Origin of the sequence: Aneurinibacillus uraniidurans (genome assembly GCF_028471905.1) — a bacterium.
In the GTDB taxonomy this organism is placed as follows: Bacteria; Bacillota; Bacilli; order Aneurinibacillales; family Aneurinibacillaceae; genus Aneurinibacillus; species Aneurinibacillus uraniidurans.
Genome location: NZ_CP116902.1, coordinates 1530188 through 1543229, shown reverse-complemented (window position 1 = coordinate 1543229; position 13042 = coordinate 1530188). Strand labels below are relative to the sequence as shown.

Below are 13042 nucleotides of genomic sequence, written 5' to 3'. Positions count from 1 at the left end.
TTTGTATGCTTATACGGTACAAAAGCAATGAAGTTTCATACTTGTTTTATATATTTCCAAAAAAAGCTAGCCTGAATAAAATCAGACTAGCTTTTTTCTACATTGTGTATCATAATTAGCGTTTTTCAATCGGCCCATCCCAGCCGATCATTCCACCCATTAAGTTCTTAACATTCGTATAACCAAGGTCCAACAAATACTCACAAGCCATGCTGCTACGATTGCCACCCCGACAGACGAAAATCGTTTCTGCACTTTTATCAATTTCACTAAGCCGGTTCGGCAACTCAGACAGTCGGATATGAACAGCACCTGGAATGATTCCTTGTGCGACTTCTTCCGGTTCTCGTACATCAATAATTCGCAGTTTTTCTCCTTGCTGTTGTCTCTCTTGTACCTGCTGTGACAAAATATTGACAATACGTGACATTTGTCTCTCTCCTTTTACCCTATGGGGTATATGATATATTTAGATTATGCTCGCAACTTATGTTTCTGTCAACCGGGATTATGATTCCAAATCCAGCGCGACTGTGGTTCAATAGAGAATGGAACTACAAATAAGCTCAATTAGCTACTAAAGATTTCAGGAAAGGACGTCCTAAGAAAATGAACATTGCTACTGCTATCCGCTTTGCGGGTTTATCGATTGCCTGTAATTTATTCGTCTTCTGTATGACAGGATTTATTACACTACTAACTGGCTCACTTTCTGTAGCTGCTGCCGGACTGTATTCACTCCTGTGTGCAGCAGCTTCTGCCGCTGTTTTTCTTACCCTGCGCAGCGGCGATTCCCACTATACCGAGCCGTCTAAAAAAATACTTCTTGCCGCACTCGTATTTGTAGTGGGCGGCGGACTTTGGATCGCCTTCGCGTCTGTGCAAAACATTTTACACCCTAGCCCTGTGCTTTTGCCTGTAGTTGGTGCTGTCGTAGCCGGTATCGGTGCACTGATTAATGGGAGCTTCGGCAAAACCATGCAGAACATGAGTGATGCGCAAACTCCTCCCCTACTCGTCGCAAACGCTGCTCGACTTTTGACGGCAGGCTATGTATCAATCGCCGCAGCAATTGCGTTGCTCCTTATCAATAATACGCAGCTGTATCGGCTTGACGCTGTCGTCGCGCTCGCCATTGTGCTGTTTACCAGTTGGCAGGCGTGGAAAGTGACCCGAACTTCTGCTTGATAAGTTTTGATCTTCCGATGCGTGGTGGGGGAGCGGAAAAGGAGCTCTCCCGCCTACATGCGAAACAGCCCCTCACCCTATCTACAAGTTACACGATTTTTACTTTAACAGTTTCCGGATAAGGCTAAGCCCGATTTTCGAAGACGGGTAGCGAAATGAAAAGTCAAACAAGTTTGTCTGTTTCAGTATGCTTTTATAATGTGTAAATGTATCGAAGCTTCTCTTGCCGTGATAGCTCCCCACACCGCTTTCGCCCACACCGCCAAATGGCAAATACGGACTTGCCACATGCATAAGCGTATCGTTAATGCAGCCGCCACCATACGAAATACGCTTGACAATTTGTCCCTCCACATTGCTATCCCGCGTGAACAAATAAAGCGCAAGCGGCTTCGGCCTGGCGTTTACCGCTGCAATCACTTCCTCGATCGTGTCATACGTCAATACGGGAAGCACCGGACCGAAAATCTCTTCCTGCATAACCGCCGACTCCCACTGCACATCCTCAAGAATCGTCGGGGCAATCTGTAGTTTTTCCGCATCAGTCTGCCCGCCTGTCACAATCGTTCCGTCACGTAAGAACCCGGCCAGTCGATCAAAATGTCGTCGGCTAACGATACGACCGTAATCTGGATGATGCAGAGGTTCACCACCATAAAATGCTTCAATGGTCTGTTTGAGAGCAGCAAGCAGCTTATCTTTTACACTCGTATGAACGAACAAATAATCAGGCGCGACACACGTCTGCCCTACATTCGTAAATTTACCGAATGCAATACGCTTCGCCGCAAGTTCTACATTTGCATCGTGATGAACAATGCACGGGCTTTTCCCTCCGAGTTCAAGCGTGACTGGGATAAGCTGCTTAGCGGCTGCCTCCATGACAACTTTGCCAACCGCAACACTTCCTGTAAAGAAAATGTAGTCAAACTTCTGTTGGAGCAGCTCTGTGCTTGTCTCTACACCACCTTCGATTACGCTAATATGTTCCGGGGCAAATGTCTCACGGATTAGCTGGGCAAGCAGCGCTGACACATGTGGTGTCAACTCAGACGGCTTCAAAATGGCCGTGTTGCCTGCCACAATCGCGCCGATCAAAGGTGAAATCGCCAGTTGAAACGGATAATTCCACGGTGCAACAATAAGCACAGTACCGTATGGCTCCGGTACAATCCAGCTTTTTGCTCCGAGATGAATACGGGATGTTCTCGCTCGCTTCGGCCGCATCCATCTGCCAATTCGCTTTATACTAAACCGAATCTCTTCGTACAGAATTCCGATCTCTGTCGTATACGCTTCGAATTCGCCTTTGTTCAAATCATATCGCAACGCTTCCATAATCTTCGGCTCATATCGCTTGATCGCATCAAGCAAAGCCTTAAGATGTGTGCGACGTTCAGAAGCGGCATATGTCCGTCCACTCTGGTAATACTCGCGCTGGCGTGCCACCATTTCCGAAATGTTTACCTGGTTTATGTAAGTAGTGTGCATCATTGTCCCATCTTTCTGCATGATAGTCGTATAGCCTATTGTATCGATATCTTCCCCGATTCAGCAAGATGAGACGATGCTATTCGCTTGTAATTTGTTACCGCTTACATTTTAGAACACTTCAATCTTGATACGGGCTCATGTCTTCTACTGTAATCGTATCTTGCGACCTATCCTTCTCTTTTTGCTCTGTCTTTTTTGCTTCATCTGCTAAAACGAAAGCGGTTCCATTTTCGTCCAAATCATATTGATACGAATGAATGGTTTCATCTGTGAATGTTACGTGGACTGTATACGCGCCGCTGCTGCTATATGTGCAAGTCAGTTCTACAATGTCGCTCTCTTTGTACTTTCCACTTGCGAGTAGGCGATTACGCACCTCATCTCTCAATTCTTCCTTGGTGAATGGATTGCCGTACGCACCTGATACATGAACCCCTACTAGCATAAGAGACAGAATGCACAGACCAATTCCGAGCGTGCGCCATGCATTTTCCCATGTTACATAAATGACATTCCCTTCTACTCTTGTTTTAACCATACATTCCCCTCTTCAGTTTTTATTATTTTCTGAAAATTTTACCATAAAAAAAGAATTCGGGCAATGACAGTAAAATTAGGGGAGTTCCCCCAGCATATCATTGAAGCATACCAAACGTGCTATGGTATAATTCAGATGAGGAAAAGGAAAGGAGCGATTGTTTTCGATGAACTACATAAAAGCTTATCTCATTAAACTTCTCCGCGTTACAGCTAACTTTTCTTTGTTTATCGGTCTTGTTTACCACGAGCCCTTCCATCTCGTAGCTACGCTTATACTTGTTATTGGTACGGTAACATTCCTGCTGGGGGATCTGGTAATTTTACGGAAATTCGGTAATACAGTCGGCCTGCTGTCAGATGCGCTGCTTGTAGTAGGTGGACTATGGAGCCTGCATGTACTTCTTGGCTTTCCTGTTGGCTATCGTCAAGCCTTTCTGTTCACCCTGGTCACCGTTGCCCTTTGCGTGGAGGAATTCGCGTATCACATTTATGTCGAGCGGAAGGTGTTTGGTCGTAATCGTCCTAGCCTTATGGATATGATTAATAACATGTGAAAAAACAGAGGCTGCCTCAGTCGCCATGTTTTGGCTTTTAGGACAGCCTCTGTGTAATTTATGCGTAGATTAATCCGTCGCGCACATGAATGACACGCTTCGTTTGAGCAGCAATGCCTGTATCATGCGTAATAATGATGATCGTTTTGCCTGCCTGATTCAGTTCTTTGAGCATATTCATCACATCCTGGCCCGTGCGGGAATCAAGTGCGCCGGTTGGTTCATCGGCAAGAAAGATATTCGCCTCGCCGACCAGTGCCCGTGCGATGGCGACGCGCTGCTGCTGCCCACCGGATAACTGGACGGGCCGATACTTTAATCGTTCTCCAAGCCCAACGCGCGTCAACATCTCTTCTGCCCGCTGCATCGCCACATCTCGCTTTTCCCCGCGCAGCAGCAAAGGCAGCGCGACATTATACAGCGCAGAGTACTTTGCAATCAAATTAAACCGTTGAAAAATAAACCCGATCTTTTGATTACGAATCGTCGCGTATTCGTTTTCACTTTTCTGGCTAACTGACTCACCTTCTAGCAAATACTCTCCTGCATCAGCCGTATCAATCAAGCCAATAATGTTCATCAGCGTTGTCTTTCCCGAGCCGGATGGACCGAGAATCGCCAGGAAATCGCCCTCTTCTACCATAAGCGATACGCCTTTCAATATGTCTACCCGGCCCTCACCCGAGCCGAACGATTTTTTGATATCGATAAGCTCAATAATCGCACTCATACTTACTGCCCACTCTGTCTTGGTGTTCGAATGGTAACGCGCGAAATGGTTTTAGCTGTCTTATCGGCATACGTAATGCTAAGGATCGAGCCTTTCTTAATGCTTTTTAACTCGACTTCCGTCTCTTCCAATCCATTGTTGCCACGTGACATCGTAATCAGCGGAACCCCTACCGGAATGGTAACTGTCTCTGTTTGTCCGGTATATTTCACTGTACGTGCTTGTCCGGAACCGCTCGTATTTCCTCCTCCCTGACCTTGCCCGGAACCCGAATACTGCCGTTGCGCTCCCGTTCGCTCCGGTATTTCAATTAGCTTTAGCTTCACTTCATTGCCGACAATCGATTCCACTTCTCCCATTAGGTCAGGACGACTAAATTTTCCTTGTGGTTTTTTGTCCCCATTCATGCTTGCTGCTCCTTGCGCCTGATCCGAAGTAGCCGTTGCTTGTTCCGCTGCATTGCCACAACCTGTCGCCGCAAGGGCAAACATTAATAATATCCCCATCGTTCTCACCTGTTTCTTCATTTGTATTCCCCCATTATTTTTATTCATGGTTCAACGCTTCAATCGGCGTTAGCTTCGATGCTTTCAATGCTGGATAGTAGCCGAAAAACGTGCCGGTCAACACCGCAAAGGCAAGACCAAGCAGCATGCCTTGTGCCGAGGAAAGTACGCGGATACTGGTATACGCCATAAGTGGCATCACAATCATACTAAGCACAATACCGACTATCCCGCCACCAAAGCTAATCAAAATTGATTCGAGCAAAAACTCTAGTAGAATATCCCGCCGTTTGGCTCCAATACTCTTCAGAATCCCAATCTCTCTTGTGCGTTCCTTGACGGATACAAATAATACATTCATAATACCGATCCCACCAACTAGCAGAACAATCCCTGCAACCCCAATTAATAATGCAGACATCGTACGGGCTGTTTCCTTAGCCGAATTCAGCCGACTCCCTGCATCCATCAACGTATACGCATCCGTCTTGCCAGTCGTGTTTTCGATATACGTCTGCATCTCCTGCATCGCGGCGGCAACTGAGTTAATGTCCGTTGCCTGCGCAGTATAATTTGGTTTGGACTGTTTGCCCGCCGTGTATTTGACCGCTACATCATAGGGCACAAACACACTATCATCCGTACTGCCACCACCAGGTCCACCCCCTGGTCCGGTGTCACCCACTCGCTTGAGCACCCCTTTCACTTCATACTTGCGGCCCTTGATCGTAATCTGTTTTCCAATCGCCTCGGATACATCTTCCCCGAACAGTGTCTGGGCCAAAGTATAGCCAAGCAACGCCACCTTGTTTCGCTTCTCACCATCCCGATCACTAAACATGGAGCCAGTCTCAAGCGCAAGATTATTCATCAAAGCGTACGATTCACTAATCCCCATAATAGAAGCACTCTCTGACGTTGATCGGTAATTCACCTGACTTTGGGAACGGATCGCGGCACTCACATCGCGAACATGTTCAAGTTCTTTCATTTTAAATGCCTGCTCCTTGGTTAGTTCACTGTTAGGGGGTGCATCCCGGCCCGGACGAATGACAATTGTTTCGACACTTAGCCGTTTGAACTGCTCAGATACTGCCTGCTCGCTCCCCTTGCCGATGGCTACCACCAGCACAATCGTAAGCGTCCCGATGATAATTCCAAGCGAAGTGAGAAACACCCGGAACTTGTTCGCCTGAATGTTTAACAGAACCGAGCGGATGGTTTCAATCAGACTCACTTTTTGTCCTCCTTCACCAGAACAATGTCATTCCGGCTTAGACCGCTCACGACTTCCATATTCTCACCATCCGTCATTCCACCCTGTACGTACTTCTTCGCTACCGTTCCGTCCGGCTGTTTCACTTGCACATACTGCTTTCCGTTTTCCGCCTTCACTGCCTTATTCGGAACATACAGCACGTTTTTCTTCTCCTTGAGAATAAAAGAAACTACAGCCGTCATGCCTTCTTTCAACGTATCGCCCGCGCCCGTAAGATCGGCTGTCACTTCATACGTTACGACACCATTCGAATCCACTTTTGGCAGACTATTAATCGCCGTCACTTTTCCTCGTATTGCCTCACCCTCATTTGCGTCAACTGTCACTTCTACTGGCTGACCGAGCGTAATGTTCTTAATATCCGACTCGGCCACATCAGCCTTCACCTGGACCGTTCCAGAATCAGCTAGAACAATGAAATGCTTCGTATCTACCGTTGTTGTACTGCCATCATCCTGTACAGGTCCTGTCTGCTCGCCTACTTTTTTCGATATGTATACGACTTTTCCATCAATCGGCGCACGCAGCACTGTTTTATTCAGGTTCGTTTGAGCTGTTACAAGGTCGTTTTGCGCACTCTCCACTTCAACGCGAGCGGTTGCTACCTGACCGGCCGTACCAGATGTCATTGCGTATTGCTTCTTCTGATTCTCATAGCTTACTTTTGCCTTGTTAATTGCCTCTTCGGCTTGTACTTTCACCATTTTGTAATGGGCAAGTCCCGATTCATATGCTTTTTTCGCGTTTTCATAATCGAGGCGCTTACTTTCAATGTCGTTTTTCGGATACGCATCCGCAAGCTTGGTCATTGCCGTATATTCCTGCTCTAGCTTTTTAAACTGTGTCTGTAGATCATGAACCTTTTGTTCTTCCGTCGCAATTTGTGCATTTTGGTCGGTTTTGCTTTTTTCGTAGTCAAGCTGTAACTCTTCTATCTTTTGCTTTCCGGTTACGTTGTCTACTGATGTTTGCTGCTGGACATTCGCAAGACTGGTTTCTGCCTTTTTGCGACTAAGTTCGGCCTTACTGATCGCCTGGGTATACGCGTCACTATCTAGCTCTGCGAGAATGTCTCCTTTTTTCACCATCTGTCCGGACTTCACGGCAATACGGGCTAGTGTTCCATTTACCTCAAAGTCCACATTGTAAAGCGGCAGCGTAATATTGCCATCGGCGACCTGGTCAATTTTTAAATCGCCCTGCATGACCCGCTGTTCTTTCATCTGTGCCGAAGCCTCCTGTGTAGGCTTCATCCACAGCGTTCGTGTGGAATATCCGGTAAGCGCTACCACAACAAGCAGTCCGGCAGTCATGTACATCCATTTTGTCTTCATTTGTCTAACTCCCCCATGCAACAGTTTGTTCTTTCTCTTCTTTCTTCTCTGCTGTCCGCCTGTGAATCCATTTTAGTCCTTCTATATATAACGCAGACATACTATACGTCGCGATAAACAGGCTGCCGAGATATATAGCAGATGCCCATTTGTGAGCCAATACCCATTCCAGCCTTCCTACTCGCTGAAACAGCTTATTGCCTACAATAATGAACAGCGGATGCCATAAATAAATCTGGAAAGTCAAACCTTTGCGGAACGGGATGATGCGAAGCCACTCCTCGCAGCGAGCGAGTACATACAGTACGACTACAAGCCATACCCACGTGCCAAGTACGAATGAAAGATGATTAGCTGTATACAGTTTAGGCGACATGAGCACATAGATCGTACTGGACGTAGCGGCAACAGCGAGCCCGAACCAAACGAATGAATGCTTTCGAAAAAAAGTAAAAATCATGCTGCGATATCGGTATAGAATATCCCCGGTATAAAAGGTGAAAATCCAGGCAGGAAGAAAGTGGCGGACACCAAGCGCCAACCAGCCTGCTGGTGTGTTGTTGATGAATCCATACTGGAAGGCTGCGAACACGGCACAAACGACCAGAATATTCGAACGTTTAATCCAGCGCTGAAACACGTAGGCAAACACATAATATTGAGCAAGCATGAACACAAAATACAAGTGTCCCGCCGCATCACCGGATAAAATGCGCGTCCAATATTGCGCTGTGTATGGAATCGTTCTTTTTAAAACAAGTGTGTATACAATCCCGGAGACGATAAATGGTAGGAAAATATGCACGAGCTTCCCACGAAAAAATGTGTGCATGGTAACTTGCTTCCGTTCTAGACTGTAGGCTGTAAAGTAGCCGGTCAGAATGGCTAGTATAACAGTGCCATAGCGGCTGAACTGGTTAAGTTTTTCTTCCCATGTGGTCCAGATGATGAAGTCGTCGACATCGGCTGTATAATGTCCGGCAAGAACGAGGAATGCGGAGATGAGCTGGATGAGGTAAAGGGCTGCGAGTGGTTGTCTGTCTTCTTGCATGGTAGTCCTCCCGTACTGTTCTGCTACTGGTATAATGGGTTAGATGTTAGTAGTGTACGGAGGAAGTGTGGGACAATTATCGAAATATTATGGGAAATTATGAAAAGTGGGGAGGCAATGTTGGGTGGGCAACTGCCAAGCGCAAATTGGCTTGATTTCTATGGGAATTACGTTCTTGTTTTTCGCTGGCTCTCTTCAGATTTAGTCTTATGATTTGTTTTCATTAGATATCAATGACTACTACCGTCTGCATTGCTCAGAGCTTTAGACTTATAGTTGGTACCGCTACTCCACAACACAATGAAAAAGAGCGACACTGGTGGCCGCTCTTTTTCAAATACTTTACGTGATTTTTAGTGGTATAAAAAATACTCTACATGCACCATATGCGGAAACACAGGCTACTTGTTTCCCATCATTGTTTTAAGTTTCTAGAAGCGTTTATCTTATTCGATAGCCCATGCTCATATATTTGTTGACATTGCGAAGTTCCTCTATCATTTGCTGGATTCACTTTTCTCTCGTCGTTTGCATTTTAGCTTTGTTAATCCATACGATACCACCTCATTTCTTGCTTTCTACTGCTGCAATTCCGTCTATTTCAATTAAACATCCCGGACGTGCAAAACCAGAAACGAACAGTACTGTAATTAACGGCGGATTCTCCATTACTCCAATGGATTCTTGAAATGCTTTAAGACCAATTTGCGGATTACATCCATTTAACAAATAGATATTAAGCTTAATAAGATCCTTAAAGCTTGCTTGTTCAGAAGCCAGGATGATTTCGATATTCTTCAGGATTTGTTTGGTCTGCAATTCAAGATCATCCTGTCCAACCAGTTCTCCCTCTGCATTTGTTGCATTTTGCCCGCCGATATAGATTGTTTTAGCATTACCGCTGACAGTAATCATTTGACTGAATATTTTTGATGAAAATAAAAAGTCTGGATTCTTATGTTCTACTTTAAAATCAGTCATGATTTTGACTCCTTTCAAATAAAAATCTGCCTTAAATATAGCTACATTCATTTTTGGCTACAAGTTGACCTATAGAGAAGGTTATCTTACATGATTTAATTCCCACTTAAACTTTTAGCCCATTCCTTCACTCTCCGACTGCTTTCTTCTTCTGGTAAATCCTCGATCCTAGTCATAATGGACCATCTTACTCCAAATGGATCCAAAATGCTGCCGAATCGATCACCTGAAACAAAGTTACCAATCGGTTCCCTAACTTTTGCTCCTCCTGCCACTGCATTTTCAAACACCTGATCAACATCAGTAACATAAATTGCTAAAGAATAACATGCATTATCCCCAGTTGGCGGTAAAACCAGTTTATAAGACGGATTCGCTGCGCCCAACTGCAAAAAGCCATTTCCAAAATCCAATTCCGCGTGAACAACTATTTTATTACCTTTTTCATCGGAAAATTCAGTAACATCCTTAACCCTTGCATTGAAAACAGACTTATAGAACTCTATTGCTTCAGAAGGATTCTTCACTACTATGAATGGTGTTATCGTTGTAAATCCGTTGGGTATCCCATTCTTTGTATATTTACCCGACACTCCTAAATATTTTATGTTATCAGCCATTTTTATCTCTCCTTTAAAATAAGACCTAAAAATTGTGAAGTATGCCTTCATTGAATTGAATTCATCATCTCGTAGAAATATTTCGGTTCATGAGTTTTATTAAGATTATACCAAGCGTCTAATGTCTGTGGTGTAAATACATCTAAGGACTTCAAGACATGTAAAGCAAATTCCAATGGAGCTATTCCGGAAGCAGTTATCAGTTTTCCATCAGTTACGACGGACTCCTTCTTGTAGTACTTTTCTCCGGTATAGGTAGGACATATCATTTTAAGGTAGTCCAAGTCGTTGCTCGTATGCCATCGTGAATCCAACAATCCTTTCTTAGCCAGTCCTACTGTAGCACCACAAATCGCCGCTACAACAATATTCTCCTTTAAACACTGCTCTACTATTTTTATTATAGGTTCGTGAATTGTTTCCGCCCACGTATCTCCACCCGGTAGAATCAAAGCATCTGCGTTTTTAATACTGCACTCATCCAGCTTACTATCAGGTAATATTTTCAATCCCCCCTTTGTAATAACAGGGGTCTTTTCAATTCCCATAGTAACTATTTTTGATGGTGTCAGCCCTTTCTTATAATATCTTCCCGAATTCAGTTCGGCAGATAAGTAACCTATTTCCCAGTCTGCCATCGTATCAAATACATAGAGATATACAGTATTATTCATTTGCATGTCCTCCATCTTTTACAGTTCATTGATGCCTTTTTCTCATTATAAAAAAGCTTCACTGACAACGGCTGTCAGTGAAGCTTTTAAATCTTATAGTATTCCATTAACTCTGATGCGACAGCAACAAGTTTTATCTTCAAACTCTGTGGTTCGATTACCTGAATAGCCTTCCCATAGGATAAAAGAAAATACGGCACATATGCATGAATTGCTCTTTCGTCAAGTAAAAAGACAGCTTGATTTGTTGTCCTCTCTTTCAGATGATGACCTAAAAACCAATGAATGCACAAGTCGTCCAAAGCCTCTGCCCTACCCTTTATAATTAATGAAATCACTCCATCCTTATCCGTCAGGTCCGGCAATAGACTTTGTAAAAAAAACTCCTTGGCAGAAAAAAATTCAGGCCGTTTAAACACCCTTTGCGTTTGTTTTATCTGTAAAACCCGTTCAGCCCGGAAACTTCTGATTTCATTCCGCAGATGACAAAACCCAATCGTATACCATTTATTATTCCAATAAATCACACCATAAGGATCAATCACCCTTTGCTTGGGTTGTTCTTCATGGCTTGTGCGATATTCAATTTCTACAGAATACTCGTTTGCTACAGCCCGCTCCAGTTCTACTAATATTGGCTTAACAGAAGGGGCCATGTTACGGCTTATCACTTCAAAGCCAGTTAAATGGCGCTTGAGAATGCTTTCCTGTTCCCGATTTGAATACATTTTCAATTTTTCTGTAGCTTTGCTTAATACCTCACTGAAAGGGTACCCTGCTTCTTTTGCAAATACGGCAGCATGAATAATTGCTTTTTGTTCTTCAACATCAAAGAACAAAGGCGCACTGATGAAATTGTTCAGCAAGCTATACCCGCCATTCTGTCCTGCATCAGATACGATCGGTACTCCACTAGCGCAAAGCGAATCAATATAACGGTATACGGTTCGCACGTTTATCTCTAACTTTTCCGCAATTTGTTTCGCAGTTATTTTTGCTCCTGAATTCAGCATCCAAAGAATTGCCAGCATATTATCGTTTTTTGACACAGCACTCCCCTCCTTTCTTAATCTTACGTTTACCCTTCCAAATACCTCCAAATAGGCGATGACTCGTTCTACGGCTGTGCGTTGGTCATAGAGATCTTCCACTTCTGACTTCCACAAGCCGGTGCTGTATAGCGACGTAAATCTGTTTCGATTCGTACCTTGTATACTTTTTGGTACAACGAATCGTAAGCCAATGGGCAATCTATGCACGCTTTGGGCCGTACAAATTTGATTGTTTTATACTTCTTGTCATAATGGACATAGGGGGTCACCATCCTATCTATAAAGTTTTGGTCGTGCTTAACTTATTCGAGATTTGGGGAGGTACTCCTTTTCCTATGCCTAGAAACCCTTATAGTTACTGGTCCCGGATTTATGAAATTGATTCAAATAAGTGGGCATTTTGTTAAAACAAAGAAAGCAACTGACTAATTTACCTAAGCCAGTTGCTTTCTTTTACAAATTCCTATAGTAACGAGTATAGCGCTCCAACAATAAGATTGATGCTTCCTTCTCCAAAAATTCCATACCAGTGATATTGTGGTTGTTTATGCGCTAAAATAGGGATTACATTCACGGCATCTTTTGTTTTTTCAACTTGTTGAATCACGCACAATGTTACTAAAAGACCGAGTAAAGAACACGATACCGATAATGGAAAAATCCAAACAGATGGCGGCTTCGAAAAATAGGGAACTAAGGATACTGCTAAAATAGGCGCAGCATTCCAATTAAACTTTTGGATCATCCAAATGATAACAAACGATGTCAGAAAAAATGAGACGAAACCAGCATTCACAAAATATAACGAACTGCCAATTGCTGATGCCAATATGGCCCCACCAACAATCTTGTATACGTTTTTTTTATCAGTTGAACGGGACATGAACAGAAAGCTGAAGGCAGCTAAAGTAGGATAAAAAACCATATGCAGCTCAGGCGCACGAAAGGAAAGCCAATACGTGAATAAAAGATAAATACAAATGATGACAGATTTGATAAGCATGGTAGAGTATCCTTTGACTTAGAGAAATAATTAGGA

The 13042-nt window shown here is 44.0% G+C and carries 15 protein-coding genes and 1 pseudogene; 2 read left to right on the top strand and 14 right to left on the bottom strand.

Annotation, left to right across the window (positions count from 1 at the left end; all coding sequences use genetic code 11):
- Window positions 1-115: 115 nt before the first annotated feature.
- Window positions 116-430: a rhodanese-like domain-containing protein gene (locus PO771_RS07725; protein WP_272562684.1), complete on the bottom strand. Its 315-nt coding sequence runs from the start codon at window positions 428-430 to the stop codon at window positions 116-118.
- Between the two features lie 179 nt (window positions 431-609).
- Between PO771_RS07725 and PO771_RS07720 the strand changes: the two genes are divergently transcribed.
- Window positions 610-1188 carry a cation efflux transmembrane domain-containing protein gene (locus PO771_RS07720; protein WP_272562683.1) on the top strand — a complete coding sequence of 193 codons (579 nt, stop codon included), beginning with the start codon at window positions 610-612 and terminating at the stop codon, window positions 1186-1188.
- Between the two features lie 99 nt (window positions 1189-1287).
- Here the strand turns inward: PO771_RS07720 and PO771_RS07715 are convergent, their stop codons facing one another.
- Together PO771_RS07715 and PO771_RS07710 are read right to left on the bottom strand one after the other, a co-directional pair.
- On the bottom strand, window positions 1288-2679 hold the full coding sequence (locus tag PO771_RS07715; RefSeq protein ID WP_422665002.1) for an aldehyde dehydrogenase: 1392 nt from the start codon (window positions 2677-2679) through the stop codon (window positions 1288-1290).
- 121 nt (window positions 2680-2800) lie between these two features.
- Window positions 2801-3220, bottom strand: coding sequence for a hypothetical protein (locus PO771_RS07710; RefSeq protein WP_272562681.1), 420 nt, complete (start codon window positions 3218-3220; stop codon window positions 2801-2803).
- 166 nt (window positions 3221-3386) lie between these two features.
- On the opposite strand from PO771_RS07710, the gene PO771_RS07705 reads away from it, so the two are divergent.
- The gene (locus PO771_RS07705) at window positions 3387-3776 is read left to right on the top strand and encodes a DUF2512 family protein (RefSeq protein WP_272562680.1); all 390 of its coding nucleotides are present in this window, start codon (window positions 3387-3389) and stop codon (window positions 3774-3776) included.
- A gap of 58 nt (window positions 3777-3834) precedes the next feature.
- Here PO771_RS07705 and PO771_RS07700 read toward each other — a convergent pair whose 3' ends face one another.
- The 11 genes and pseudogenes from PO771_RS07700 to PO771_RS07650 all read right to left on the bottom strand — a co-directional run bounded on the left by PO771_RS07700 (window position 3835) and on the right by PO771_RS07650 (window position 13006).
- Complete coding sequence (locus tag PO771_RS07700; protein ID WP_272562679.1) at window positions 3835-4506, bottom strand: ABC transporter ATP-binding protein; 672 nt, start codon at window positions 4504-4506, stop codon at window positions 3835-3837.
- A gap of 2 nt (window positions 4507-4508) precedes the next feature.
- Window positions 4509-5033 (bottom strand): hypothetical protein, encoded by a 525-nt coding sequence (locus PO771_RS07695; RefSeq protein ID WP_272562678.1) that lies wholly within the window; start codon window positions 5031-5033, stop codon window positions 4509-4511.
- Between the two features lie 19 nt (window positions 5034-5052).
- Entirely contained in the window at window positions 5053-6249 is a 1197-nt protein-coding gene (locus tag PO771_RS07690) for an ABC transporter permease (RefSeq protein ID WP_272562677.1), read from the bottom strand.
- Window positions 6246-7625, bottom strand: coding sequence for an efflux RND transporter periplasmic adaptor subunit (locus PO771_RS07685; RefSeq protein WP_272562676.1), 1380 nt, complete (start codon window positions 7623-7625; stop codon window positions 6246-6248). Before PO771_RS07685 ends, PO771_RS07690 begins: the two co-directional genes overlap by 4 nt.
- A gap of 4 nt (window positions 7626-7629) precedes the next feature.
- Window positions 7630-8676 carry an acyltransferase family protein gene (locus PO771_RS07680; RefSeq protein WP_272562675.1) on the bottom strand — a complete coding sequence of 349 codons (1047 nt, stop codon included), beginning with the start codon at window positions 8674-8676 and terminating at the stop codon, window positions 7630-7632.
- Between the two features lie 564 nt (window positions 8677-9240).
- Entirely contained in the window at window positions 9241-9657 is a 417-nt protein-coding gene (locus tag PO771_RS07675) for a RidA family protein (protein ID WP_272562674.1), read from the bottom strand.
- 95 nt (window positions 9658-9752) lie between these two features.
- Window positions 9753-10277, bottom strand: coding sequence for a VOC family protein (locus tag PO771_RS07670; RefSeq protein ID WP_272562673.1), 525 nt, complete (start codon window positions 10275-10277; stop codon window positions 9753-9755).
- Between the two features lie 47 nt (window positions 10278-10324).
- Entirely contained in the window at window positions 10325-10951 is a 627-nt protein-coding gene (locus tag PO771_RS07665) for a type 1 glutamine amidotransferase family protein (protein ID WP_272562672.1), read from the bottom strand.
- A gap of 86 nt (window positions 10952-11037) precedes the next feature.
- The gene (locus PO771_RS07660) at window positions 11038-12000 is read right to left on the bottom strand and encodes a helix-turn-helix transcriptional regulator (protein ID WP_272563125.1); all 963 of its coding nucleotides are present in this window, start codon (window positions 11998-12000) and stop codon (window positions 11038-11040) included.
- A 38-nt stretch (window positions 12001-12038) separates the two neighbouring features.
- Window positions 12039-12263: pseudogene (locus tag PO771_RS07655) on the bottom strand (IS5/IS1182 family transposase); the annotation flags it as partial.
- 203 nt (window positions 12264-12466) lie between these two features.
- A complete protein-coding gene (locus PO771_RS07650; protein ID WP_272562670.1) occupies window positions 12467-13006 on the bottom strand; it encodes a hypothetical protein in 540 nt (179 codons plus the stop codon).
- Window positions 13007-13042: the final 36 nt, after the last annotated feature.